Below are 25,550 nucleotides of genomic sequence, written 5' to 3' on the forward strand. Positions count from 1 at the left end.
CTTCGTTTCCGCTCGACTTGCATGTGTTAGGCCTGCCGCCAGCGTTCAATCTGAGCCATGATCAAACTCTTCAATTAAAAGTTTTTTCTGTCCCTAAGGACATGCTCAATGAATTCTGAATTTTGATTACTCTCTATAAATAAAGAGAAATCGAATTGACTATGAAGTCACTCAGTTACATTTGAGACTCTAAATTTGTTTGCTCCACTTAGTAAACTAAGCTTCGCTGTTAGAACTCAATCTGTACGAGTGCCCACACAGATGATTGCTTTATATTGTTAAAGAACGTTGCGACGTTGTCGCTAGGGATGCGTATAATACATCCTTAATTTTTCGAGTCAACACTTAATTTCAAACTTTCTTTTTAGACCGTTTTAAACCGAAGTTTTACTTAACTCTCTGTCACTTTGTTCAGCGCTTTTCATTGCTGCCCGCCGTGTCAGTGGATGCGCATTATAGGGAGATGGATTTTTAACGCAAGCACTTTTTGAAGGTTTTTTTGATTATTTTCAAATTAGTACAATAACCATACAAATAAAGGGCTACAGAGGGGTTTTAGCTCAAAAAACAGTCATTTTTGTGAGGATAAAATAGCATAGAAAAAGCGACATACTGTAAATTAGCTATGTCGCTTTTTATTTCTATAAGGCAGATTAGTTAGTCGAGATTTCCCAAACAGCGATTGAACCCGAAATTTCATTACCAACAACTAGCAATGCTTCATTCGTTGCACTTTGTTCTGCAGGTATAAATGCCATACCTTCAGGGGCAAGATCACCGGTTATATCTGCATCAGCTTCTAGACCACGATTAAAAAAGTAATCTTGGAATGTCACATTGTATGGATTAGTAATATCAAACACCATGATGCCACCCATACGCTCTAAACCAATAAATGCAAATGTACGTTCGCCAATCGTACCCAGTGCTAATGCTTCAGGTTCAGCACCTTTGTCATCAGAGCGACTGTCACCGGCATTTTCATCTTCGTTATTATTGAATGCTGCTCCGTGAACTGATGCAGTAATGCGTGAGATTTGATCGCCTGAATCAAAAACCACCATGCCGTTACTATCCCAGATGGTAAAAGAGCGGGCACCATATGCATAGAGTGATTCATATTCGCCATCGTTATCTTCATCACCTTTAACAGTGGTCACTTTTAAACGGCCAATATCACTGTTGTCATTGTTCAGGTAGTCAAAATTGCTTGTCAATGTTAAGTCTTTAGCTCTAGTTTCATCTATATAGGATAAACAGCCATCATCTTCATCGTAATCAAGACCACCTTTTGCTAAACAATCAGCTTCGTCGGTTGTATCAAAGAAGTATTCGCGTGCATCACCTTCGTTCGCTGTGACAATAAAGTTAGCACCTTTCCAAGTAAAGCTTGAAATAGTATCTGGTTGATAGATGCCATAGAGACCAGGGTACGATTTAAAATTAACGCCACCATCTTTATCTGATGCATCAAAGAGTAAATTAGACCAATCTTTAAAACCTAAACCTTTAAGCTCGAGGCTATTATCTTCAAGATTGACGATAGCAAGGGCGTTATTTTCTTGTAGTGACACGTAGGCAAACTTATTGTCTTTTGAAATGCTGATGTATTCAGGTTCTAAATCCATAGCCACGGTTGTATTAATCAAGTTACCGTTGATTGTACGGCCAGTCGGATTCGCAAATACAATTCCTAACTCTTCAAGCTCTGCTTGTTTGTCGTTATAAGCTGAAAAAGTAATGCTAATAGCAGTATCTGCAATTACACCATCATTGATATTAATAATGCTGATAGAGCCTTCAGGGTCAATACTGTAATCACCATTAGGTTCGCCTTCATTTGCAACCAGTACCTTATTGCCATCATGGCTAAACGTCACCATGTCGGGCAGGGCGCCTACCGTGACATTTTTAATAAACTGAGGCTGATCACCGCTGATATCATAAAATGCGATTAAACCTGCATCACCGGTATTACTTGCAGCCATTGCGACGGCTAAAAGTTCATTATTAGCATCAATAGCGATACTGTTTGCATCGCCAGCACTGTGCTCATTCAGTGCAAGGGTCATCTCTGAGGTTAAATTAGTGCCGTTTATAACCCCTTCGTTATCTTTAACTAAAGCTGCACGGTCAAAACTATCGGCTTTTATGATATTCACAACGGCAGAATCACCGGAACTATTAATAGCAAAAATTCGTTGTTTAGAAGTTTGATAAGCGACAATTTCTGCTGCCCCTTCAGGGCTTTCTGCGTTCAGCACTGCACGGCCGATAAGATTTATATTTAAAGTAGAATTTGCATCTTCGCCATTTGCTCCGTCTTGACCTGCTGAACCTTGTTCACCTTGTAGGCCGTCTTTGCCGTCGTCACCGTCTAATGAGCAGCCAGTAAGAATGGTTAAAAGTGATAGCGCAATAATTGATCTTTTTAACATTATTATTTTTCCTTCGTATTGTATTGACCCAATTACAACACGCAGGCATTACAGCTATATGGCACTTTTATGAGAATAAATCAGCCACAAAAAAAGCGAGTATAAACTCGCTTTCTTTATAAATTAGTAACCTAACGCTCATCTTTAGCGCTGTTGTTAGGTAGTTCACCGATTTATTTCAGATCTGGCTTTTTGAATGAGAATTTCTAATTCTTCTAATTTTGGCTCAATGCCTTTCTCATTATGTATTTCGAACCACTTATACACATCACTCAAAACGACAGAGCCGTCTTGTAAGCACAAATATTCATTTTTCAACCAAATATCAGGAGCTCTAACTGATGAACCAGTTAACCAATTGCAATAGACATACCCTTTGTCGATAAGCGTCGTCTCAACATAATAATTAAAAGGATAAAACCTGATAATCAAAAGCAAGCAACCTGAGACACCACTTTTGATAGCTAGAGTCATGGATAATTTAAAACTATAGTTTAATAAGAACTGCAAAGTTGCAATCCAAAAGTAGAGCCAAAATGGCAATAACAAGATAAGTAGAACTGTACTACTACTCTCTTTTACAAAAAAATGATCATCATTATAAAAAAAGAGTTCTTGAAACTCAGATAAAGAAGCTGTAACTGTCAAAATAATTAAGACTGTAATTATAAAGAGTAAAATTTTTTTAGATGTTGCTTCATTTGAACGAGCTTGTGCATATTTAGCTTCAAGGTCTGTCCATTCCATTAGTTTCATCGAATAGGACTCTTATTTATAGTTGGAATCCCAAATACTTTTTTCAAAAAATCTATAGGGTTATCATTATAGTCATTTTCAATTTTTTGTATTTGGTTAGTAACTCGTATTTTACCTGCTCGGATATTTTCTTCGCTTATCCGCAAACGCTCAGATAAAAAATTTACATAACTAGAGGTATCAGAAAAGAACCAAGAGAACAAAACACCTACATGCCTGCTACGAGCGAAAAGGGTTATGATTTGTTTAGGCGTTGTCTATATTCAATAGCACGACAAGCGTAAGCTGAGTAAACCCTTTAGTATTTCATTTGATCCATTGAGGTTATTCTAAAACACTTAAATGAAATACATAAGGCGGGCTAAAAAAGCCCGCTGTCTGAAACAGGAACTCTACACCTACTTTTTAGTTGGGCGCTTCCAACCAGTTAGGTTACGTTGTTTGCCACGAGCTACTGCAAGCTGTTCGTCTTCAACTGTACTTGTTATAACTGAACCAGCACCAACCGTTGCTGTTGAGCCAATATTGACAGGTGCTACAAGTGATGAATTAGACCCAATAAAGGCGTTATCACCGATGATGGTTTTTGATTTATTTACACCATCATAGTTACAGGTAATAGTACCCGCACCAATATTGACCTTTTCACCGATCTCAGCATCGCCTAAATAAGTAAGATGATTAGCTTTTGACCCTTTACCTAAGCGGGTCTTTTTCATCTCAACGAAGTTACCAATGTGTGAGTCTTCTTCCATAATCGCACCAGGGCGAAGGCGGGCATAAGGACCTAAAGTACATTTAGCTGCAACCGTGGCTTCTTCAACAATTGAATTAGCTTTAATAATGACGTTATCGCCAATAGTGCAATCTTTAAGTACGCAGTTAGGGCCAACCTGAACATTATTACCTAATGTTACTTTGCCTTCGAAAATAACATTAACGTCGATGAGTACATCTTCGCCTGTTGTTACTTCACCACGCACATCAATACGAGCAGGATCAGCAAGAGTTGCGCCGTTCAGCATTAGTTCTTCTGCTTGCCATGCTTGATAAGCACGCTCAAGTGCCGCTAATTGCACTCGATTGTTAGCGCCTTCAACTTCCATCGGGTGCTCAGGCTGTGCAGAAGTAATTTCAACCCCTTCGCTGTGTGCCATCGCAACGATATCTGTAAGGTAGTACTCACCTTGGGCATTATTGTTAGATAGATTACCTAACCAACGTTTAAGTAACTCACCATTGGCAGCCATAATACCGGTATTGATTTCTTTAATTGCGAGTTGCTCAGGCGAAGCATCTTTTTGTTCAATAATGCCGACTAGCTTGCCATTTTCGCGAAGCATACGGCCATACCCATAAGGGTCGTCTAGAGTGACCGTTAATACTGCAAGACCATTTTTAGGGGTCGCAGCAAGTAGCTTTTCTAATGTGGCACGTTTGGTCAATGGCACATCACCATAGAGAATCAACACAGTGTCGTCATCAGCAATGTGCTGCTTAGCAACAGCGACCGCATGGCCAGTACCAAGTTGCTCTTCTTGTAATACCCAGTTTACTTGATTGTGTGATAGGGCAGCTTGTAGCTGATCACGACCATGACCGTAGACAAGGTTTGTTTCACGAGCACCAAGGGCAGTGGCATTATCAATCACGTGTTGCACCATAGGTTTACCAGCTACTTTATGTAACACCTTTGGTAGTGCTGAGCGCATACGAGTGCCTTTACCCGCAGCAAGAATAACGGTTGTCAGAGACATTAAAACAATATCCTTCTTTCTTTGTTTTATTTACTGATTGGAGTAAGTAATTAATTACCCAAGGTTACGTAAGTCACCTCATGTGCAAATACTCAATCCTAATGCTCAGGACTGAACCTTAAATGAAAAACCCACTTACTTTTAATACAGGACATTCTATCGGGGTTTGGTGAAGGATATAAGTGTGATAACACCATCTTTACGAAAAATTTATGCTTAGACACAAAAAAGCCCACACGAAGTGGGCTTTTCGAAAACCGAGTAGGCTTACTTTTTACGTAATTGTTGAATTACGCGAAGTTGAGCGATTGCTTCAGCAAGTTGCACTGCAGCTTGTTGATAATCTAACTCAGCAGTTGACGTATTCGCCATTTGCTCTTCAGCATCACGTTTCGCTTTTTCAGCCGCTTGCTCGTCTAGGTCTTCACCACGTACTGCAGTATCTGCAAGAATCGTGATGCGATCCGGTTGAACTTCTAGCGTGCCGCCAGCAATATACATCACGTCTTCGTGACCAAATTGCTTAACTAAACGTACCATACCAGGTTTTAGGGCAGTTAATAATGGAGCGTGACCATAGTTAACACCAAGGTCACCTTCACTACCACTCACTTGAATCGATTCAACCAGACCAGAGAACAAGCTCTCTTCTGCGCTTACTACGTCAAGATGTACAGTCATAGCCGCCATACTACCCTCCTAATTACATGCTTTTGGCTTTTTCTTGAGCTTCTTCAATAGAGCCAACCATGTAGAACGCTTGCTCTGGCATATCATCAAACTCACCGTTTAAGATACCTTTGAAGCCAGCAATTGTGTCTTTAAGTGACACGTATTTACCAGGCGCGCCTGTGAATACCTCAGCAACGAAGAACGGCTGAGATAGGAAACGCTGGATTTTACGTGCACGAGATACAACTTGCTTATCTTCGTCAGAAAGCTCGTCCATACCTAGGATTGCGATGATGTCTTTAAGTTCTTTATAACGTTGAAGAACTGTTTGAACGCCACGCGCAGTATCGTAGTGCTCTTGACCGATTACTAGTGGGTCAAGTTGACGTGAAGATGAATCAAGTGGGTCTACCGCAGGGTAGATACCAAGTGAAGCGATATCACGAGAAAGTACTACTGTTGCATCTAAGTGAGCAAACGTTGTTGCTGGAGATGGGTCAGTTAAGTCATCCGCAGGTACGTATACCGCTTGGATTGAAGTGATTGAACCCGTCTTAGTCGATGCGATACGCTCTTGAAGTACACCCATTTCTTCAGCAAGAGTTGGTTGGTAACCTACTGCTGAAGGCATACGACCTAGAAGTGCTGATACTTCTGTACCCGCTAGAGTATAACGGTAGATGTTATCAACGAAGAAAAGAACGTCACGACCTTCGTCACGGAACTTCTCAGCCATAGTAAGACCCGTTAACGCTACGCGTAAACGGTTACCCGGTGGCTCATTCATTTGACCGTATACTAGCGATACTTTGTCTAGTACGTTTGAGTCGTTCATCTCATGGTAGAAGTCATTACCCTCACGAGTACGCTCACCAACACCTGCGAATACTGAGTAACCGCTGTGCTCGATTGCGATGTTACGGATAAGTTCCATCATGTTTACGGTTTTACCAACACCGGCACCACCGAATAGACCAACTTTACCACCTTTAGCGAATGGACATACAAGGTCGATTACCTTGATACCCGTCTCTAAAAGTTCTACTGAACTTGATTGTTCTTCATAAGAAGGTGCTGCACGGTGAATAGACATACGCTCTTCTTCACCAATTGGACCAGCTTCATCAATAGGGTTACCTAATACGTCCATGATACGACCTAGTGTCTTCGTACCTACTGGAACGTGGATTGGCTGACCTGTACCTTCTACTGCAGTACCACGACGTAAACCGTCAGTAGTACCAAGTGCGATACCACGTACCACACCGCCACCTAGCTGTTGTTGAACTTCTAAAGTTAAACCCGCTAAGTCGCCATCTGTTACTTTTAGTGCGTCATATACGGCTGGCACGTTGTCTTGTGGAAATTCGATATCCACAACGGCGCCGATAATTTGGACGACCTTACCTAAACTCATGTCTATTCCTCTCATTAAACTTTGCCGAAGCGTTAAACTGCTGCCGAACCGCCAACAATCTCACTGATTTCTTGTGTGATTGCAGCTTGACGAGCCTTGTTATAAACAAGCTGTAACTCATCCATAAGGTCGCCAGCGTTATCAGTTGCAGCTTTCATTGCAACCATACGGGCAGCCTGTTCAGAGGCAGCGTTCTCAACTACACCTTGGTATACTTGAGACTCAATAAAGCGTACTAACAGAGCTTCTAAAATAGCTTCTGGGTTTGGCTCATATAAGTAATCCCAAGAATGTTGAGATACTTCTTCTTCAGCTTTTGGCAAAGGGAGTAACTGATCGATTGTTGGCTCTTGCTTCATCGTATTAACGAACTTGTTAAATACGACGTATAAGCGGTCAATTTTACCTTCAGAGTATGCATCTAGCATTGTCTTTACAGGACCAATCACGTCTTGTAGTGAAGGTGTATCTCCTAAGTTCGCTTTTTTAGCGACTAACTTACCGCCAAAACGTTGGAAAAAGCCAGCTGCTTTGCTACCTAAAGTAGTAAATTCAGCTTCAACGCCTTTTTCTTTCCACGCTTTCACGTCTAGGGCAACTTTTTTGAACTCATTTGAGTTCAAGCCACCACATAGACCACGGTCAGTAGAGATAACAATATAACCAACTCGTTTTACTTCACGCTCTTCTAGAAAAGGGTGAGTAAAATCAAGATTTGCTTGAGCAACACGACCAATCACTTGGCGTAAGTTTTCAGCGTATGGACGGCTTGACGCCACACGTTCCTGCGCTTTTTTCATTTTAGACGCAGCAACCATTTCCATTGCGCTGGTGATCTTTTGAGTATTCTTGATACTCCCGATCTTGCTTTTAATCTCTTTTCCGCTGGCCATGACTCTCTCTCCGAATCAGGTGGGCTTTAGTTGCCTAAAGCTCACCATTCATAACTAAATTACCAAGTTTGCGTCGACTTGAACTTCTCTAGAAGTTCTTTAAGTTGAGCTTCAATCTCAGCGTTGTAGTTACCAGTTTCATTGATTTGAGCCATTAGCTCTGCGTATGTGCTGTTTGCGTAAGAAATTAGGCCAGCTTCGAAATCCATGATTTTCGCGATTTCGATATCTTTTAGGTAGCCTTTTTCAGCAGCAAATAGCGACAGAGACATTTCAGCAACAGACATTGGTGCGTACTGTTTCTGCTTCATTAGCTCTGTTACGCGCTCACCATGCTCTAATTGAGCACGTGTTGCATCGTCAAGGTCAGACGCGAACTGCGAGAACGCAGCTAATTCACGGTACTGAGCTAACGCTAGACGGATACCACCACCTAGTTTCTTAACGATTTTAGTTTGCGCTGCACCACCAACACGCGATACCGAGATACCAGCGTTAACAGCTGGACGGATACCTGAGTTGAATAAGTCAGTTTCTAAGAAGATCTGACCATCGGTGATAGAGATAACGTTTGTCGGTACGAACGCAGAAACGTCGCCGCCTTGAGTTTCAATGATTGGCAATGCCGTCAATGAACCTGTTTTACCTTTCACTTCACCATTCGTGAACTTCTCAACGTAATCAGCGTTTACACGTGATGCACGCTCTAGAAGACGTGAGTGAAGGTAGAATACGTCACCTGGGTATGCTTCACGGCCTGGTGGACGCTTAAGTAGTAATGAGATTTGACGGTAAGCAACAGCTTGCTTAGATAAATCATCATATACGATTAGCGCGTCTTCACCACGGTCACGGAAGTATTCACCCATAGTACAACCAGAGAATGGTGCTAAGTACTGAAGTGCCGCAGATTCAGAAGCAGATGCAACAACAACAATCGTGTTTTCTAATGCACCGTGCTCTTCTAATTTACGTACTACGTTAGCGATAGTAGATGCTTTTTGACCAACTGCAACGTACACACACTTAACGCCTGTACCTTTTTGGTTGATGATAGCATCGATTGCTAATGCAGTTTTACCAGTTTGGCGGTCACCGATCACAAGCTCACGTTGACCACGACCTACTGGGATCATCGCATCGATAGATTTATAACCAGTTTGTACTGGCTCATCTACTGATTGACGTTCGATAACGCCTGGTGCGATTTTCTCAACAGGTTCAAAACCGTCGTTATCTAAAGCGCCTTTACCATCGATAGGTGCACCTAGTGTGTTAACAACACGACCAAGTAGACCACGACCAACAGGAACCTCTAGGATACGACCAGTTGATTTAACTTTTACGCCTTCTTTAAGGTCAGCGTAAGGACCCATTACTACTGCACCTACTGAGTCACGCTCAAGGTTTAGTGCGATAGCATAACGGTTGCCAGGAAGCTCAATCATCTCACCTTGCATACAGTCAGCAAGACCGTGGATGCGGATGATACCGTCAGTAACAGATACGATAGTACCTTCGTTACGAGCTTCACTTACAACTTCGAACTGCTCAATACGTTGTTTGATCAGATCTGAAATTTCAGTGGAATTAAGTTGCATGCTCTTTTTCCCAATTACGATTGTAGTGATGTAGCTAAGCGGGCTAATTTGCCACGTACAGAGCCGTCAATTACAGTGTCACCCGCCTTAATGATAAGACCGCCAACAACTGTAGTATCTTCACTACAATTCAGCTTAACTTTGCGTGCGAAACGTTTTTCAAGTGCCGCTACCAATGATGCTTGCTGCTCAGCAGCAAGCGGTGTTGCAGAAACCACATCGACGTCGATTTCTTTGTCGTAGTCCGCTTTAAATTCAGCGAATAACTCAGCAACAGCAGGCAGTGCAACTAAACGTCCATTTTCAGCCATCACCTTGATTAGGTTCTGACCTTGTTCGTTGAGCTGCTCTGCACAGATCTTGATAAACAGATCGGCTTGTTCAGTAGCAGTAGGCAATCCAGCTAGCGCGGCAGCGGCTTGCTCATTGCTGGCAACGTGGCCAGCAAAGAACAGCATGTCGTTCCAACTTTCAACAGTGCCTTTTTCAACGGCAAGTTCAAAAGCCGCTTTAGCGTATGGGCGAGCGATAGTAGCCAATTCAGACATGCTCATACCCTCCTAATTACAGCTCAGCGACAAGTTTTTCAACGATGTCACTGTGTGCGGCTTGATTGATTTCGCGCTCTAAAATCTTCTCAGCACCAACCACTGCCAGCGTCGCTACTTGTTTACGTAGTTCTTCTGTTACACGGTTACGCTCTGCTTCGATTTCAGAGTGCCCTTGAGCAATAATTTTTTCACGCTCTTGTTGACCACGAACAGTTTCTTCGTCAACGATTAGCGTGGCACGCTTTTTAGCTTGTTCAATGATATCAGCCGCTTGAGCTTTTGCCTCTTTAAGCTGCTCAGCAGCTTTCTTTTGCGCAAGTTCTAAGTCTTTTTCGGCTCTATCAGAGGCAGCTAAACCATCTTCGATTTTCTTCTGGCGAGCTTCAATTGCACCATTTAGTGGTGGCCATACGTATTTCATACAGAAAAGTACGAAAACCGTAAATGCAATTAATTCACCGATAAGAGTGGCTGTTAAGTTCACGACCGCTCCTCCTTAAAATAGTAAGCTGTTCAAAAAATAATATTAAAGTACGAACAACAATACCATTGCGATACCAACACCGATCATAGCTACGGCATCGATTAGACCAGCAAGGATGAACATCTTAACTTGTAATGAAGGTGCAAGCTCAGGTTGACGTGCACATGCTTCTAGGAATTTACCACCCATGTTACCGAAGCCGATTGCAGTACCGATTGCACCGAAGCCGATAAGTAGAGCAACAGCGATATACTTAAGACCTAATACTAGTTCCATTTTTTTCTCCAAAGTTTCAATTGTAAATTAAAATTAAATTTTAAAAGTGTAAAAATTAGTGATTATCTGAGCTTGCCATGCTTAGGTAAACGATAGTCAGCATCATGAATACGAATGCTTGTAATACGATCACTAAGATGTGGAATACAGCCCAAATAAAGTGCAACGGTAGTTGCATTAAACCAACTGCGCCGATCAAGATGAAAATCAACTCACCAGCATATAAGTTACCGAATAAACGCAGTGCTAACGAGAATGGCTTAGCAACTAAAGCGATTGTTTCTAGTAATAAGTTACATGGGATTAAGAACACCATCGCTAGCTTGTTTTTAGAGCTAAATGGGTGAAGCGTTAATTCAGCTATGAATCCGCCAATCCCTTTGATTTTGATTGCGTAACCGATCATCAGAATGAATACACCAATAGCCAGTGCAGCTGTCATGTTGATGTCTGTTGTCGGTACAATCTTCATGTAAACGTCGTGAGGGTCCATACCAAATGCTTGCTCGCCAACGAAGCCAGCGAATGCAGGTAGGAAATCAACCGGGATCAAGTCCATTAAGTTCATTAAGAACACCCAAACGAAAATCGTCAGAGCTAATGGAGCGATTAATGCGCTTTTACCGTGGTATGTGTCACGTACGTTGTCGCCAACGAACTCAACAATCATTTCAATGAAGCACTGAAATTTACCAGGTACACCGGTATTTGCTTTTTTAGCGGCACTACGGAAGATCCATAAAAATACAAGACCTAAACCGATTGACCATGCAAGGGTATCTATATTCCATGTCCAGAAACCACTGTCTGCACACGCTTTGTTGAAGGCAAGACCAGCGTCGGTCGAGCACATCTTAGCGTTCGTTAAGTGGTGCTGAATATGGCTTGATAGAGTTACTTCTTCTGCAGCCATGTTATATCCCAAAAGTTAATGATTAAAAAAAACGGGCGCAAACAATCCACTGAACAACACCAATACATACACACAAAAAAACGGTAATAAAATAACCGTATAAGACTTCAGTATTAGTGCGAACAATACGATTGTTAGCATAAATTTTAATCCGTTGCCGCGCTTGAGCGAGGCATACACTTGATTTGTCCGACTAGCACCCATATATCTAAATGCATAGACGACAAATACAAAATTAGGGAGTAGTGCAACAGCTCCGCCAGCAAGCGCTGACTGGCCGGCATTGACTCCCCAACCTACAAAAACAATTACTGCAGCGATAAGCGCTACGATACCCTGAAGACAAATTAATTTAAATGCGGCAAGCCGATATGGCTTTGCTAACTTATTAGTCACGTTTTATTAACCTTGTGAACGTTCAAATTGTCAGGGTATGAAAACTGGCGAAATTATACTGATTCCTACCAGTTTTGCAACTTGAGTCGACCCTTTGTAGTGCAAAAACACCACAAATGTCTCTTTTTGGACATGTTATTAATTAATGACGGGAATAGTCTTAATTTATACGGCTTAAAATGCCATCTAACTCATCAAGATTTGTATATGAAATAACCAGCTTGCCTTTGCCCTTTTTGTTGTAGTTTATTTCAACTTTAGCGCCTAAATTTTCAGCGAGCTTTTGCTCTAACTGTTTGACATCTGGATCTTTTTCTTGCACTTCTTTTTCAGGTGCAGGTTCTAAAATAGAGCGTACTAATTTTTCTGTCTCACGCACTGTTAATGCTTTAGCGACAGCCGATCTTGCGGCATCAGATTGCGCTTCACCTTCAAGTGCTAATAAACAGCGCGCATGACCCATTTCAATGTCGCCATGCTCTAACAATATTTTAACATCGTCGTTAAGGTTATTCAGACGCAGTAAGTTAGTGACAGTCGTACGAGATTTACCAACGGCTTCCGCGACTTGTTGATGAGTCAGTTCAAATTCATTCAACAAACGATTAAGAGCAATCGCTTCTTCCATTGCATTTAAGTCTTCACGTTGAATGTTTTCAATAAGGGCAATAGCAACAGCGGCTTCATCTGGTACGTCCTTGATGATACAAGGCACAGTATCTAACTTTGCTAATTGGGCAGCGCGCCAACGACGCTCACCAGCGATAATTTCGTATTTATTTGCACTAATAGGGCGCACAACAATCGGCTGAATAATACCTTGTGCTCGAATTGAGCTGGCTAACTCTTCTAGCGCTTCTTCAGACATGTCTTTACGAGGTTGATATTTACCCGACTGTAAAAACTCAATCGCTAACTTTTGCAGTTCACCTTTACTTTGCTCTGCAACAACCTCAGAGACTTGTTCTGGCTTTGCTGTAGCTTGTTGCTGATTATCTGCACTAGGGGCAGGTTTTGATGAACTTAATAAAGCATCGAGTCCTCGGCCTAAACCGCGTTTTTTAGCAGACATGTTATTTTTTTACCTCAAAGTTAGGCTACTGCTGAAGAAGTTTTCTCTTTTCTACGTAACATTTCACCGGCAAGGGCTAAGTATGCTTTAGCGCCACTTGATGCACGGTCATAATACATGGCAGGAGCACCAAAACTTGGCGCTTCTGCTAAACGGACATTACGTGGGATAACGGTACGATAAACTTTATCGCCAAAATGTTGTTTTAGTTGTTCAGATACATCATTTGCAAGGCGATTACGCGGATCATACATGGTGCGTAAAATACCTTCAATTGTTAACGCTGGATTTACTAACTTAGACAGTTGTGTGATGGTATCCATCAATGCGGTTAAACCTTCAAGGGCATAATACTCACATTGCATCGGAACTAAAATCGAATCTGCGGCAGCCATCGCATTAACCGTTAGCATATTAAGTGAAGGTGGGCAGTCGATAAAAATGAAATCGTATTGGTCTTGAATTTGTTCAAGTGCATTGCGTAAGCGAACTTCACGTGCAAACAATTCCATTAATTTAACTTCTGCGGCTGTCACATCGCCATTAGCTGCAATTAAATGATATTCACCTGACGTTTCTTTATTAATAACTTCTTCAATTGGAGTTTCTTCAATTAATAAATCGTAAATCGTTGCTACATCGCCGTATTTATCGACACCGCTACCCATGGTAGCGTTTCCTTGCGGATCAAGATCGATTAATAACACTTTACGCTTCGTCGCAGCCATAGATGCCGCAAGATTCACAGCGGTGGTTGTTTTACCAACTCCCCCTTTTTGGTTTGCTAATGCGATGACTTTTGCCACAGTGTCTGATCCCTAGTCTTTAGATAGAATGATTAGATGTCTTTGTGCATCTAACTCAGGTACTTCTAAGCTGATTTTTTCATCAAACTTAATACCTTTAGGTAATGAGTCTAATTCTTCGCTTGGAAATACGCCTTTTAAGGCGATAAATTTACCTGAATGATCAATCAAGTGCGCACACCAGTCAACCATATCTTGCAATGAAGCGAATGCACGACTTAATACACCATCTAATTTAACACTTGGTTGATATTCTTCAACTCTAGACTGCACTGGGGTTACATTTTCAAGGCCAAGAGCATGTTTTACTTGCATTAAAAAGCGCACGCGTTTCCCTAAACTATCTAACAACACAAATTGTGTATCAGGTAAAGCGATGGCTAATACGATACCCGGTAAACCAGGCCCCGTACCTACATCAATGTAATGTTTGCCTTTAAGGTGTGGTGCAACAACTAAGCTATCCATAATATGCTTAACCATCATTTCTTCAGGTAAACGAACAGAGGTTAAGTTATATGCTTTGTTCCACTTGTCGAGTAATTCAACATATTGCACAAGTTGTTGTTGCTGTTTTTCTGTTAGCGCAATATCAGTTTGCGCTAACAGTGAAGTTAATTGTTGTTGTAACACTGTATTCCTCACCGACTACGCAGTCTTGCGCAGTAAGCCTTGCTTCTTCAGATAAACTAATAATAGCGAAATAGCAGCAGGGGTGATACCTGAAATACGTGACGCTTGACCAATTGTGTCTGGACGACTATCAGTAAGCTTTGCAATAACCTCATTTGATAAACCAGAAACAGTTGAATAATCAAAGTCTTTTGGTAATACAGTTTGTTCATGACGCAATTGTTTATTGATCTCATCTTGTTGACGAGCAATATAGCCTGCGTACTTAGTATGAATTTCAACTTGCTCAAGTGCAGCTTGATTATCAAACTCTGAGCCTAAGCCATCAATTGCCATTAGGTCGTTATAACGAATTTCAGGACGACGGATCAGATCTTCAAGGCTTGCCTCACGCGTCAATGGAGTCTTAAGTAACGCATTTACTTGTTCTACAGCAACATGATCTTTATGGATCCACGTTTCTTTTAAGCGTTGCGTTTCTTTTTCGATGATTTCCATTTTTTCGTTAAAGGCAGCCCAACGAGCATCGTCAACTAAGCCAAGTTCACGGCCTTTAGCTGTTAAACGAATGTCGGCATTATCTTCACGAAGTAATAAACGGTATTCAGCACGGCTAGTAAACATACGGTACGGTTCTTTAGTACCTAATGTTGCTAGGTCATCAATTAGTACACCTGTGTATGCTTCATCACGACGAGGTGTCCAAGACTCTTTACCTTGTACTTGTAATGCCGCGTTCATACCCGCAATTAAACCTTGCGCGCCTGCTTCTTCGTAACCGGTTGTACCATTAATTTGTCCTGCGAAGAATAAACCATTAATAAATTTCGTTTCTAATGATTGCTTTAAGTCGCGTGGATCAAAGAAGTCATATTCAATAGCATAACCAGGGCGACAAATATGTGCATTTTCAAAACCAGTGATTGATTGCACAATTTCAAGTTGCACATCAAACGGTAAACTCGTTGAGATACCATTTGGATATAATTCGTATGATGTTAAGCCTTCTGGTTCAACAAAGATTTGATGTTTGTCTTTATCAGCAAAACGTACAATCTTATCTTCAATTGAAGGACAGTAACGTGGACCAATACCTTCGATAACACCTGAGTACATAGGTGAGCGATGCAGGTTATTGCGGATCACATCATGTGTTTTTTCATTTGTATAAGTGATGTAACACGGGATCTGCTGTGGGTGATCCGATTGTTTACCCATAAACGAGAATACAGGAGTAGGGGTATCACCAGGCTGTTCTTGCATCTTGCTAAAATCAACAGTACGCGCATCAATACGAGGTGGCGTGCCTGTTTTTAAGCGATCAACACGGAATGGTAATTCACGTAAACGCTGTGCAAGAGCAATTGAAGGTGGATCGCCAGCACGACCGCCTTTGTAATTCTCTAAACCAATATGGATCTGGCCACCTAAGAAAGTGCCCACTGTAAGTACAACTGAAGGCGCGCTAAAACGAAGACCCATTTGCGTTACAACACCGACTACTCGATCGCCTTCAACAATCAGATCATCACATGATTGTTGGAAGATCTTTAAATTTTCTTGATGTTGTAATGTATGTTGAATAGCCGCTTTATACAAAGCACGGTCTGCTTGTGCACGTGTAGCACGTACAGCAGGGCCTTTAGATGAGTTTAAAGTACGAAATTGAATACCGCCTTTATCGATAGCCTGAGCCATAGCACCACCAAGTGCATCGATCTCTTTAACTAAATGGCCTTTACCAATGCCGCCTATTGCCGGGTTACAAGACATTTGACCAAGGGTATCCATATTATGAGTTAGCAATAGGGTATTCATGCCCATGCGAGCAGATGCTAATGCAGCTTCAGTACCTGCATGTCCACCACCTACAACAATAACATCAAAACGTTCGTGAAAAATCATTTATGGGATCCTACTTAATCGACCAGCAAAACTTTGTAAAGGGAGCGTATTCTACCTAGAAATTTAGAGAAGATAAATGATTAAACAGTGCTCAAGATCTAAGTGGGTGATCTCTAATAATATAAAGGATCTTTTAAAGAGATCTTTTGTTGTTTTTACTATTAGTACTCAGCAGATCTGTTGATAATGTCTGCTTTGCTTTTTAAAACATGATCTTAAAGCAGATCTAAAGGTGTTAATATGATCGGATCTTCCAGCGTACAAGCTTTGATCAAAAGGGCTATTTATTCACAGGGCAATATCGATTGGATCTTATCCAAGGGATAAATTAGCTTAAAATCGCAGTTAGATCAGTGCTTATCCACAATCCGATCTAAATTATCAGTAAATTGTGGGTAACTTTTATAACAACGATCAACACCGATCGGCTTAACTGAGTCCTACTGATTCGATCCAGCTTGGTAACCAGGCTAATGCCGTGTCTTCTGGCAATGCTTCATCAAGAATATTGAGCTCTAAGCGTTTTGCGACGCGGCTTGCGCCTTTACTCGCTAATAACTCATCAAGATTACGGCCAGCATAGTTATAGGTGTCGTAACTGGTGTCACCTAGACCGATCACACTGTAGTTTAATCCTTTAAGATCAGCTTGTTGGTTAATAGATTCAACAAATGGCAGTAGGTTCTCAGGGTAGTCTCCCGCACCATATGTCGATGTACACATCAACCAAATAGTATCTTGCTGATCAATATCATCAAACACAGGCTGTTCATAAAGCTGCACTTGGATCCCTTGTTGTTCAAGGGCTTCTGCTAGTTGCTCTGCTACGTATTCAGCAGATCCCATTTGGCTGCCAACAATGATATTTACTGATTGCATGTGTTTGATCATGTAATTAAATAAGTGGCCACATGATAACGAAGTTAGGGTGTGAGTAAAGCGTTGAATTACGATCTGAATAAGTTTTTAAGCTCAAAATACAGGCTTTAATTTAATAATAATTTTAAAGTACTGTTTTTAATGGTTTTTTAAATATCATAATAAATTAAACCCTTTGATCAAGCTGTTAATAAATTTGGGGAAAGTTCTGATCAAGCTAAATATTGGAAAGTGTATAACTTTGCTAAGTTGTTGATCTTTAATTGTGTGTAAGCGCTTTTATTTTTAGATCAAGGTAAAGTTCGGGTCATGATCGTTTTGTGGATAGATCGCTTGTTGATAACGATCGGTTTGCAATATGCGATCAATAAAATAGATCGAAAAAATGCTAAATAAGTGCCTATAAAGGCTATTTTAAAGAAAATTAACGGTGAAAAATGGCTGTTGATGACAAATAAATTTAAATTTCTGCGTTTTTTTTATGATCAAATCAGCCTTTAGATCTAAAAAACCCCCAAATGTGGATAACATTTTTAGCTAAATTCGATCTTAAAAGCTGTTTTGATCTAATTTTTTAGCTCGCTAAGTTAGTTTTCGATCTGAGTTAAACTGGTTTTTATCGTATTCCCAACTAGATCATAGAGAGAATTACCCAATGAAAAACGTTTTGCGCCACCAGCAAAAGCGGCTTTTGCTGAGTTAAAATTATTCATTGCCATCACATTTAGTGGAATATCTATCGCGTTTGCTAAGCTGGTTATTTGCTCTATGTTAGTGAGACCGGGTACAAACAGACCATCTGCTCCTGCATCTTGATACGCTTTTGCGCGCTCTAATGTTGCTTGAAAAGGGGATTCACTTAGAAAGTAGGTATCGGTTCTGGCGTTTATAAATAAACGACCGAAGCCATTTTCGTTAAGTACTTTCTTTATCTCACTAATAATAGTGCATTGCTGTTCGATAGATCTCAGTGCGTTAGTGTCTTTGTCTGAGTCCTCTATGTTGATGCCTACAACTCCTAAACTTGCTAACGCTAAAACGTTTTGGCTAATTTGCAGCGGATTATTACTGTAGCCTGACTCTATATCGACAGAGAGCGGAATATGAAGGTGTTTGGTCAAGCTTTTAACCAGCGCTAACTGAGTTTGAAAAGAGATGTTCTCACCATCAGCTAAACCCAAACTGGCAGCAATCCCCCAGCTGGTTGTTGCTACAGCTTTAGCTCCCGCAGCTTGGATGAATTGTGCTGAACTAAGATCCCACGCATTAGCGAGTACAAAGCCTCTTTGCTGGTGGTGTAATTGATGAAAGAGTTGATATTTGTCCATGATGTCCTCCGTTTAAAAACATCGCTAGACTAATTGATATGAAATTAATTACTGGCTGATTTCGGCCCTGAACCGATAATTGATTGCTGGATTAAAAACAAAAAAAGAGTCGAAAGACTCTTTTTATAAATATTGATGTCCGGAAATTATTTACCGATACAGAACGAACTAAAGATTTTCCCTAGTAGGTCATCAGAGGTAAATTCACCCGTTATCTCATTTAAGAACTGTTGAGTTAGACGTAACTCTTCAGCGAGGATCTCACCAGCAATATGCATCTCTAATTGCTCTTTACCTGTGTTTAAATGATAGGCTGCGTGATCGAGTGCATCTAGGTGACGACGGCGTGCCATGAATCCACCTTCTGTGGCACCTTGGAAACCAATACATGCCTTTAAGTGAGTACGAACTAACTCTATACCTTCTGCATTTTTAGCACTTAAGCGGATCACTGGATATTGATCATGTTCATCCATACCGACATTTTCACCGGAAATATCGGCTTTATTTCGGATCACAGTCACACCCATACCCTCTGGTAACTTGGCCATAAACTCCGGCCAGATATCATGAGGGTCGGTGGCTGATGTATCTGTGCCGTCTAACATAAATAGTACGCGATCGGCTTGATTGATCTCTTCCCATGCGCGTTCAATACCAATTTGCTCTACTTTATCTGGGCTTTCACGTAGGCCAGCGGTATCAATAATATGTAGTGGCATACCATCAATGTGGATATGTTCGCGTAATACGTCACGTGTTGTACCGGCTATTTCGGTAACGATAGCAGCATCACGGCCAGCTAACGCATTAAGTAGGCTTGATTTACCAGCGTTAGGGCGACCAGCAATAACAACACGCATACCTTCACGCATGATGCTACCTTGTTTAGCTTGCTGAGTAACATTCTCTAATTGATCAATAATGGCATTGAGATCTGCGGATACTTTACCGTCTGATAAAAAGTCGATTTCTTCATCTGGAAAATCAATTGCGGCTTCAACATACATACGTAGGTGAATGACTTTCTCCACCAGCGTTTCAATATGTTTAGAGAATTCACCTTGCAGTGATTGGAGGGCGCTTTTTGCTGCCTGTTCACTGGTTGCATTGATAAGGTCAGCAATTGCTTCTGCTTGAGTTAAATCTAGCTTGTCATTCATAAATGCGCGCTCAGAGAACTCACCTGGTTTTGCTAAACGTACACCGTCAATTTGGCTAATTTCTTTTAATAGCATATCTAAAACGACAGGGCCGCCGTGACCTTGTAGTTCTAGTACGTCTTCGCCGGTAAATGAATTTGGCCCTTGGAAGTAGATAGCAATACCTTGGTCAAGCTGTTCACCGTTCAAGCTTTTAAATGGTACATAGTCTGCGTAACGTGTTTTAGGACAACGGCCAATAATCTGTTCTGCCACTGTTTTAGCTAAGCTGCCAGAGACGCGAATAATACCAACCCCACCACGACCTGGTGCGGTCGCTTGTGCTGCAATTGTGTCTTGATTAATCATGCGATGAAATAATGCCAATAAAAGAATGAATGCTGGCTCTATTGTAACCTATGGCTTAATTTCATGCGAATAGCTGTTTGAGTAATGAAGTAGCAAAAGTCTGATGTAAGTAATACTTTATTTAGCTTTAATTAATAATAAATGCCCATTGCAAATGATAATTATATTCATTACCATGTTTCGCATTCTAAATCTTATTGTTTTTATTATGCGTCTTTCTGCTGTTTTTATTGCACTTGCTGCTGGTTTTTCGGGCGTTGCCCATGCTCAAAATGAAGTGACTACTTCTGATCAAAATGATTCTAAAGAACTCGAAAAAATAGAAGTTGTTGGCCGTGCGTTCTCTTTATATCGCCCAACTGAATCAAGCTTTGCTACTCGTACCAATACACCTTTGGAGAAAATTCCTCAGTCAATTCAAATTTTACCGCAGGAGCTGATCAGTGATCAGGCTGCTCGCCAAATTACCGACCTTTATAGCAATATTGCTGGTGTTAATGCTTTTAGTTATTCGGGCGTGACATTCCGTGGCTTTCGCCAAGATGAGATTTTATACGATGGTGTGAAGGGCGATCCTTTCAATGGCTTTGCTGTACCGCAATTATTTAATATAGAACAAGTTGCGGTGTTAAAAGGACCTGCTGGTGCTATATACGGCAGTGGGAATCCGGGCGGTATTATTAACTATGTAACTAAGAAGCCTAAATTCACCAGTGAGCACAGTATTGAAGTGGAAGTGGGGAATGATGACTTCTTCAGTGGTGCATTAGAAAGCACGGGGACTTTAAGTGAGTCACTTGATAACCATGCTTATCGTGTTGGTCTTTACCGTGATACTGAAAAACCATTTCGTGCAAATACTAGCAGCGATAATACCATTGTTGATCTTGGTTATACGTGGCTTATAAATAGTGCAACCGAATTGACCACTCAGTATACCTATATAGAGCAAGAGTTGGGTGGGGCACGTTTACGTGGTGTTCCTGCTGATGATAATGGCAGTTTTCTAACTGATATTAGCTGGAACCATAACGAGGCGACAGACTTTCAAAATGTTGAAGCCCATGTTTATCAGGCTACTTTAAAACATGAGTTTAATGATGTTTGGCGCACAGATGTTACAGCACGTTATTTTGATAACAAAGAAGTGCAAAACTACCATGAACCAAGAGGCCTCGTAGATACAGATGACGACGGTATTGTTGATTGGAGCCACCGTGAGTTTCGTGATCAAGTACGTGAGAACGAAGGTTTTAGCTTAACAGCTAATGCGATTGCAGAATTTATAGTTGCAGACATGCAGCATCAAGTGTTGTTTGGTAGTGATTGGTATGAACATGATTTTGAAAGCGTTTACCGTACAGCTACGCAACAAAGTAAAGGTGGCCCAGTACCAGGACTTGATCTTAATAACCCTGAGTATGGTTTAACCTCTGCTGCTGATTATAACCTTGATAGTATTACACCAAGGCTTGGCAAAACGAATAGCACCCGCTTTGGTGCCTACTTGCAAGATCAACTAGATATCACAGCTAATTGGAGCGTGACAGCTGGTTTAAGGTATGACCGTTTTGAAGATAAAGATCTGTTAAATCAAACAGAGTTTTCTGATAGCGACCTCACTTACCGTATTGGTACTAGCTATAACATTAACAATATGTTCTTCCCTTATGCGTTACATGGTACTGGCTTTGTACCGCAAAGTGCCAGTAATCAGGAATCAGCTAAAGGCGGCCCATTCTCGCCAGAGACTAGCCGTATTAACGAGTTAGGTTTAAGAACCAAGCTATTAGCAGATACGCTTGCTGTTAATATGGCTGTGTACGATATTGTCCGCGAAAACATCCTACAGCCTAGCTTATTAGGTGATGTTGCAGGTGACGGCGTTGATGACTTAGTTGCCGTTGGTGAAGTACAAAGTAAGGGTTTTGAACTTGAGGTGGTTGGTGACATCACTGAGCGCTGGGTAGTTACTGCAAGCTACGCTTATAATGATACCCGTATTACTAAAGCCAACGACAGCATTAGTAACCAAATTCCTGATAGCGATAAATTTGCTAACGCGCCGCAAAATACCCTAGGTATATGGACACGCTATGAGCTACCTCGCTTATCATCATCTATTTCTGCTGGCCTAGATTATGTTGATGAACAGCTTAGTTTAGGTGGCCAACACGTTAAACCTTACACTGTTTACAACATGGCGTGGCAAACAAGGGTTGATAACTGGCAATGGCAGCTATCAGTTAAGAACGTGTTTGATAAAGAATACGCAAGCAGCGGCTTTATCGAGCGAACAGGGCACTTTCCTGGTGAACCGCGCCGTGTCTATTTAAGTGCTAAATATAGCTTTTAATGGTGGCGTGTGAACGCTAAAAGTTGGTTTAACTTACATTCTTGGTCAGGGCTCTTTGTTGGAGCCCTGCTTTTTGTTACTTGCGTATCGGGCACACTCGCTACGTTAAGCCATGAACTCGAGTACTTAACAGACGCAAAATACCGTGCTTTAAGTTCTTCTGCCTCTACTAACTACTCAGCTATCGAAAACACCCTTAATAAGCATTATCCGCAAGCTCAGATACTCTATATACAACGCCATAAACAAGATTACCTTGCCACTGAGGCGGCCCTTAAAGCCGGTGATTCATTTCGTTTTGTTTATTTAGATGCCGCTACTGGCACCTTACTCGGTGAAGGAGAGTGGGCGCGGATATCGCGGTTTTTACGTAACTGGCATATGAACTTGTCGATGGGCTGGACGGGTAAATTAATCGTCACCAGTTTGAGTGTGTTACTCGTTATTTTATTGGTCTCGAGTTTTTATGTGTATCGGCGCTGGTGGCAAGGCTTTATGAAAAAGCCTGCTGCGCTTTGCCTTGATAAGCGCAGTAGTTGGGCTGATTGGCACAAACTGTTTGGACTTTGGAGTTTATGGTTTATTGCGGTGATGGCCATTACTGGGATTTGGTATTTAGTCGAACATGGGCTGCAAACCGCTAAAGTGCCGCACACAGTTTCTTTACCACAAGCGGTAAGTGACTTTAAAAAACAACGTATTGAAAAGCATCTATCGCCAATTAGTTTAACTGCAGCATATGAGGCAGCTAAGCAGGCGTTTCCGAGCCTTGATATTCGCTATATCCGCTATCCTAATAAAGCGGATCAGCCTATTGAAGTGCGTGGATATAACGATGATATTTTACTTCGTTTACGTGCTAATCGTGTGTATTTGGAGCCAAGCTCCGGTGAAGTTCTTGGCATACAAAAAGGGGAACAATTACCTATTGTCGCAAGAATCATCGATACCGCTGATCCACTACATTTTGGCAACTTTGCAGGAATTGGTACTAAGCTTATTTGGGGGTTATTTGGTGCATTGATGAGCTTTGTAAGTGCTGCTGGTATCTATATGAGTTGGCTTAGGGTTAAGCGTAAAACAACGGCTATAAAGTGGCTTGGTTTATCTGGGGTGATTGCAATCGGTTTGGTGGTTGCTTCGCTACTCACAACAAGTTTGAGCTTTACTGAGCGCAGTGTACCCAATCAGGTTTATTCTCCTATTCTGGGTTAGCCATTTTCAGGCATTAAAAAAGGCGCAGTTAGCGCCTTTTTTATTGAGTTAAGAGTTTAGCCTCTTACCTTAATACCTTTTTTCTCCATACCGCGGTAGATGATTAGCATCTGTGCGATTGAGATAAGGTTCGATACTAACCAGTAAAGTACTAGGCCAGATGGGAACCACAAGAAGAAAATTGAGAATATTACAGGCATAAAGGTCATCATTTTTTGCTGCATAGGATCTTGAACTGTCATAGGTTGCAGCTTCTGAGTAACGAACATACTTAAACCAAATAGAATTGGTAATACATAGTATGGGTCCATTGCTGATAAGTCATTTAACCATAAAACGAATTCAGCATGGCGTAGCTCAGTTGATTCTAGGAATACGTAGAATAATGCTAAGAAAATAGGCATTTGCAGTAAAAGAGGGAAACAGCCACCCATAGGGTTCACTTTTTCTTTCTTATACATTTCCATCATAGCTTGACCGAATTTTTGACGATCATCGCCATACTTCTCTTTTAGTGCAGCCATTTTAGGTTGTAATGCGCGCATCTTCGCCATTGACGTATATTGCGCTTTTGTCAGTGGGTACATTGCAGTTTTAACGATAACCGTAATTGCAATGATTGCCAGACCCCAGTTACCTAAGATGCTGTGTAACCACTTCAGTAATACGAATAATGGTTGTGAGATAAACCATAACCAACCATAGTCTACTGTGAGGTCTAAGTCTGGGTGAATTGCTTCTAGTACATCAGACTCTTTCGGGCCCATGTAGTAAGTAGAAGAAAGAGTAGTTTGTGTGCCTGCCTGAACGTTTACCGCTTCACCTTTAGTACCAATAATGGCTGCATTACCAGCAACTAGTTTGCTGTAAAGGGTATTTTGTTGATCTTGCTTTGGCACCCATGCACTTACGAAGTAATGTTGGATAAATGCGATATAACCGCCAGATGTGGTGATGTTGAGGTTTTTATCAGCCATGTCTGAGAAGCTATACTTTTCGTATGGCTCTTCTTCAGTACCGTAAGCTGCCCCTAAGTAGTTTTGATCTACTAAGCTACCTTTTTCTTGTACAGTACGCTTAACTTGCGTGTATAGCTGAACTTGAATAGGATCTGCTGTTACGTTGTTTACTGTGTACTCTAGACCTACAGCGTAGTCGCCTTTTTTGAATATATAGGTTTTAGTAAATGTCACACCTTTACTGTCAGTAAATTCAAGTGGAACACGCAGCTCATCACCATTTAATGTAAATGCTTTTTGTGTGGTTTTATAAACAGGGCGGCCTTTGACTGTTGCGTCGGGGCCATTTAAACCTATCAAGCCACTTTGTGAGAAGTATTGTTTACCGTCAAACACACCTAGGAGCATGTAAGGAGTATCACTACCTTTTGTCTCTTCATATTGAAGTAGGTCTGCTTCAATAATGTCACCACCGCGGGTGTCAATTTTTACAGTAAACACATCAGTTGTTACATCAATAACTGAGCGCTTTGCTGTTGTAACTGCAGGTACTTCACCGTCAGATGATGCCGGAATAAACTCATCTGATTCTGGTGTTGTTGCGCCTTGTGTTTGTGTTGTGGCACTTGGATCAGCTTTTGGTGCATTGTAGTCGTTATTCCATTCTTGGAATAATAAAAACGACACAAGCATCAAGCCGATTAATAAAAACGTGCGTTGCGATTCCATAAC

General features: G+C 41.3%; 22 protein-coding genes and 1 rRNA gene. 2 read left to right on the plus strand and 21 right to left on the minus strand.

Going from position 1 to position 25,550, the window contains the following annotated elements:
* The 20 genes from L3V38_RS19475 to mnmE form a co-directional block, all read right to left on the minus strand.
* A 16S ribosomal RNA gene (locus L3V38_RS19475) occupies positions 1–77 on the minus strand; the annotation flags it as partial.
* A 576-nt stretch (positions 78–653) separates the two neighbouring features.
* Positions 654–2,438: a choice-of-anchor I family protein gene (locus L3V38_RS19480; protein ID WP_237120459.1), complete on the minus strand. Its 1,785-nt coding sequence runs from the start codon at positions 2,436–2,438 to the stop codon at positions 654–656.
* Positions 2,439–2,603: 165 nt separating this feature from the next.
* Positions 2,604–3,185, minus strand: coding sequence for a DUF1240 domain-containing protein (locus tag L3V38_RS19485; RefSeq protein ID WP_237120460.1), 582 nt, complete (start codon positions 3,183–3,185; stop codon positions 2,604–2,606).
* A 407-nt stretch (positions 3,186–3,592) separates the two neighbouring features.
* Positions 3,593–4,951: a bifunctional UDP-N-acetylglucosamine diphosphorylase/glucosamine-1-phosphate N-acetyltransferase GlmU gene (gene glmU / locus L3V38_RS19490; RefSeq protein WP_237120461.1), complete on the minus strand. Its 1,359-nt coding sequence runs from the start codon at positions 4,949–4,951 to the stop codon at positions 3,593–3,595.
* A gap of 267 nt (positions 4,952–5,218) precedes the next feature.
* Positions 5,219–5,641, minus strand: coding sequence for a F0F1 ATP synthase subunit epsilon (locus L3V38_RS19495; RefSeq protein WP_054554812.1), 423 nt, complete (start codon positions 5,639–5,641; stop codon positions 5,219–5,221).
* A 13-nt stretch (positions 5,642–5,654) separates the two neighbouring features.
* A complete protein-coding gene (atpD, locus tag L3V38_RS19500) occupies positions 5,655–7,040 on the minus strand; it encodes a F0F1 ATP synthase subunit beta (RefSeq protein ID WP_054554811.1) in 1,386 nt (461 codons plus the stop codon).
* A gap of 32 nt (positions 7,041–7,072) precedes the next feature.
* Positions 7,073–7,933: a F0F1 ATP synthase subunit gamma gene (gene atpG, locus L3V38_RS19505; RefSeq protein WP_054554810.1), complete on the minus strand. Its 861-nt coding sequence runs from the start codon at positions 7,931–7,933 to the stop codon at positions 7,073–7,075.
* 59 nt (positions 7,934–7,992) lie between these two features.
* Positions 7,993–9,534 carry a F0F1 ATP synthase subunit alpha gene (gene atpA / locus L3V38_RS19510; protein ID WP_054554809.1) on the minus strand — a complete coding sequence of 514 codons (1,542 nt, stop codon included), beginning with the start codon at positions 9,532–9,534 and terminating at the stop codon, positions 7,993–7,995.
* Between the two features lie 14 nt (positions 9,535–9,548).
* Entirely contained in the window at positions 9,549–10,082 is a 534-nt protein-coding gene (gene atpH / locus L3V38_RS19515) for a F0F1 ATP synthase subunit delta (RefSeq protein WP_062568483.1), read from the minus strand.
* A gap of 16 nt (positions 10,083–10,098) precedes the next feature.
* Entirely contained in the window at positions 10,099–10,569 is a 471-nt protein-coding gene (gene atpF / locus L3V38_RS19520; protein ID WP_054554807.1) for a F0F1 ATP synthase subunit B, read from the minus strand.
* Between the two features lie 42 nt (positions 10,570–10,611).
* Positions 10,612–10,845, minus strand: a complete 234-nt coding sequence (gene atpE, locus L3V38_RS19525) for a F0F1 ATP synthase subunit C (protein WP_004335261.1) — start codon at positions 10,843–10,845, stop codon at positions 10,612–10,614.
* 55 nt (positions 10,846–10,900) lie between these two features.
* A complete protein-coding gene (gene atpB / locus L3V38_RS19530) occupies positions 10,901–11,758 on the minus strand; it encodes a F0F1 ATP synthase subunit A (protein WP_237120462.1) in 858 nt (285 codons plus the stop codon).
* A gap of 15 nt (positions 11,759–11,773) precedes the next feature.
* Positions 11,774–12,154, minus strand: coding sequence for an ATP synthase subunit I (locus tag L3V38_RS19535; protein WP_062568481.1), 381 nt, complete (start codon positions 12,152–12,154; stop codon positions 11,774–11,776).
* Positions 12,155–12,314: 160 nt separating this feature from the next.
* Positions 12,315–13,226: a ParB/RepB/Spo0J family partition protein gene (locus L3V38_RS19540; RefSeq protein ID WP_237120463.1), complete on the minus strand. Its 912-nt coding sequence runs from the start codon at positions 13,224–13,226 to the stop codon at positions 12,315–12,317.
* Between the two features lie 20 nt (positions 13,227–13,246).
* Positions 13,247–14,032: a ParA family protein gene (locus tag L3V38_RS19545; protein WP_237120464.1), complete on the minus strand. Its 786-nt coding sequence runs from the start codon at positions 14,030–14,032 to the stop codon at positions 13,247–13,249.
* Positions 14,033–14,044: 12 nt separating this feature from the next.
* A complete protein-coding gene (rsmG, locus tag L3V38_RS19550; RefSeq protein ID WP_054554802.1) occupies positions 14,045–14,665 on the minus strand; it encodes a 16S rRNA (guanine(527)-N(7))-methyltransferase RsmG in 621 nt (206 codons plus the stop codon).
* A gap of 15 nt (positions 14,666–14,680) precedes the next feature.
* The gene (gene mnmG / locus L3V38_RS19555; RefSeq protein ID WP_130149255.1) at positions 14,681–16,570 is read right to left on the minus strand and encodes a tRNA uridine-5-carboxymethylaminomethyl(34) synthesis enzyme MnmG; all 1,890 of its coding nucleotides are present in this window, start codon (positions 16,568–16,570) and stop codon (positions 14,681–14,683) included.
* 429 nt (positions 16,571–16,999) lie between these two features.
* Positions 17,000–17,449 (minus strand): FMN-binding protein MioC, encoded by a 450-nt coding sequence (gene mioC, locus L3V38_RS19560; protein WP_237120465.1) that lies wholly within the window; start codon positions 17,447–17,449, stop codon positions 17,000–17,002.
* A gap of 587 nt (positions 17,450–18,036) precedes the next feature.
* Positions 18,037–18,777 (minus strand): isocitrate lyase/phosphoenolpyruvate mutase family protein, encoded by a 741-nt coding sequence (locus L3V38_RS19565; RefSeq protein ID WP_237120467.1) that lies wholly within the window; start codon positions 18,775–18,777, stop codon positions 18,037–18,039.
* Positions 18,778–18,923: 146 nt separating this feature from the next.
* Positions 18,924–20,288 carry a tRNA uridine-5-carboxymethylaminomethyl(34) synthesis GTPase MnmE gene (gene mnmE, locus L3V38_RS19570; RefSeq protein WP_237120469.1) on the minus strand — a complete coding sequence of 455 codons (1,365 nt, stop codon included), beginning with the start codon at positions 20,286–20,288 and terminating at the stop codon, positions 18,924–18,926.
* A gap of 208 nt (positions 20,289–20,496) precedes the next feature.
* Between mnmE and L3V38_RS19575 the strand changes: the two genes are divergently transcribed.
* Positions 20,497–22,644, plus strand: a complete 2,148-nt coding sequence (locus L3V38_RS19575) for a TonB-dependent siderophore receptor (protein ID WP_237120470.1) — start codon at positions 20,497–20,499, stop codon at positions 22,642–22,644.
* Positions 22,645–22,653: 9 nt separating this feature from the next.
* Positions 22,654–23,859, plus strand: coding sequence for a PepSY-associated TM helix domain-containing protein (locus tag L3V38_RS19580; protein ID WP_237120472.1), 1,206 nt, complete (start codon positions 22,654–22,656; stop codon positions 23,857–23,859).
* A gap of 56 nt (positions 23,860–23,915) precedes the next feature.
* On the opposite strand, the gene yidC is transcribed toward L3V38_RS19580, so the two are convergent.
* A complete protein-coding gene (gene yidC / locus L3V38_RS19585; protein WP_237120473.1) occupies positions 23,916–25,547 on the minus strand; it encodes a membrane protein insertase YidC in 1,632 nt (543 codons plus the stop codon).
* Positions 25,548–25,550 lie beyond the last annotated feature (3 nt).

The organism is Pseudoalteromonas sp. L1 (assembly GCF_021728095.1).
GTDB lineage: Bacteria > Pseudomonadota > Gammaproteobacteria > Enterobacterales > Alteromonadaceae > Pseudoalteromonas.

Bases quoted from the DNA above. Each gene is read 5' to 3' on its own strand.
- L3V38_RS19480 (WP_237120459.1), bottom strand. From the start codon at position 2,438: ATGTTAAAAAGATCAATTATTGCGCTATCACTTTTAACCATTCTTACT.
- L3V38_RS19485 (WP_237120460.1), bottom strand. From the start codon at position 3,185: ATGGAATGGACAGACCTTGAAGCTAAATATGCACAAGCTCGTTCAAAT.
- glmU (WP_237120461.1), bottom strand. From the start codon at position 4,951: ATGTCTCTGACAACCGTTATTCTTGCTGCGGGTAAAGGCACTCGTATG.
- L3V38_RS19495 (WP_054554812.1), bottom strand. From the start codon at position 5,641: ATGGCGGCTATGACTGTACATCTTGACGTAGTAAGCGCAGAAGAGAGC.
- atpD (WP_054554811.1), bottom strand. From the start codon at position 7,040: ATGAGTTTAGGTAAGGTCGTCCAAATTATCGGCGCCGTTGTGGATATC.
- atpG (WP_054554810.1), bottom strand. From the start codon at position 7,933: ATGGCCAGCGGAAAAGAGATTAAAAGCAAGATCGGGAGTATCAAGAAT.
- atpA (WP_054554809.1), bottom strand. From the start codon at position 9,534: ATGCAACTTAATTCCACTGAAATTTCAGATCTGATCAAACAACGTATT.
- atpH (WP_062568483.1), bottom strand. From the start codon at position 10,082: ATGTCTGAATTGGCTACTATCGCTCGCCCATACGCTAAAGCGGCTTTT.
- atpE (WP_004335261.1), bottom strand. From the start codon at position 10,845: ATGGAACTAGTATTAGGTCTTAAGTATATCGCTGTTGCTCTACTTATC.
- atpB (WP_237120462.1), bottom strand. From the start codon at position 11,758: ATGGCTGCAGAAGAAGTAACTCTATCAAGCCATATTCAGCACCACTTA.
- L3V38_RS19540 (WP_237120463.1), bottom strand. From the start codon at position 13,226: ATGTCTGCTAAAAAACGCGGTTTAGGCCGAGGACTCGATGCTTTATTA.
- mnmG (WP_130149255.1), bottom strand. From the start codon at position 16,570: ATGATTTTTCACGAACGTTTTGATGTTATTGTTGTAGGTGGTGGACAT.
- mioC (WP_237120465.1), bottom strand. From the start codon at position 17,449: ATGCAATCAGTAAATATCATTGTTGGCAGCCAAATGGGATCTGCTGAA.
- L3V38_RS19565 (WP_237120467.1), bottom strand. From the start codon at position 18,777: ATGGACAAATATCAACTCTTTCATCAATTACACCACCAGCAAAGAGGC.
- mnmE (WP_237120469.1), bottom strand. From the start codon at position 20,288: ATGATTAATCAAGACACAATTGCAGCACAAGCGACCGCACCAGGTCGT.
- L3V38_RS19575 (WP_237120470.1), top strand. From the start codon at position 20,497: ATGCGTCTTTCTGCTGTTTTTATTGCACTTGCTGCTGGTTTTTCGGGC.
- yidC (WP_237120473.1), bottom strand. From the start codon at position 25,547: ATGGAATCGCAACGCACGTTTTTATTAATCGGCTTGATGCTTGTGTCG.